Origin of the sequence: Arthrobacter crystallopoietes BAB-32, assembly GCF_000328305.2 — a bacterium.
GTDB classification, from domain to species: domain Bacteria; phylum Actinomycetota; class Actinomycetes; order Actinomycetales; family Micrococcaceae; genus Crystallibacter; species Crystallibacter crystallopoietes_A.
Window position 1 is genome coordinate 1 of the sequence record NZ_ANPE02000004.1, and the last position, 461, is coordinate 461.

The following is a 461-nucleotide window of genomic DNA, read 5'->3' on the forward strand; positions in this document are numbered from 1 at the left end:
ATGACTTCATAGGAGCCTGTCGAAAGAGTCCCATTACCGTCTTGTCTGTCCACCCGGCCGGCGTGTCGCTTCCCAATCGGTCAACGAAAGGAAAGGCACTTCCAGCATGACGGATGAGCCATTCAATGTCATTGCAGGCATCGACACCCACGCGGACACCCACCATGTCGCGATCATTACCGAGTACGGTCGTCCCGTGGCCGATAAGGAGTTCCTGGCCGTCGGCTCGGGCTATCGGAAGATCGTCGATTTCATCACCGGCTTCGGGCCGGTGCTCGGCGTGGGCGTGGAAGGCACCGGCAGCTACGGCGCCGAGCTGGCCCGGGTCCTGACCCGGGAGGGCCTGAAGGTGCTGGAGGTGAACCGACCCAACCGGCAGATTCGCCGCTTGAAGGGCAAATCCGATCCCTTGGATGCCTATCAGGCCGCCGAGGCGGTCATCGCCGAACGCGGGATCTCCA

1 protein-coding gene is annotated in these 461 nt (G+C 62.3%); it reads left to right on the forward strand.

Annotated elements, in window-relative coordinates; translation table 11 throughout:
• Positions 1 to 106: 106 nt before the first annotated feature.
• Positions 107 to 461 (forward strand): IS110 family transposase (locus D477_RS00080; RefSeq protein ID WP_005266078.1); only part of this gene is annotated, 355 nt, incomplete at its 3' end.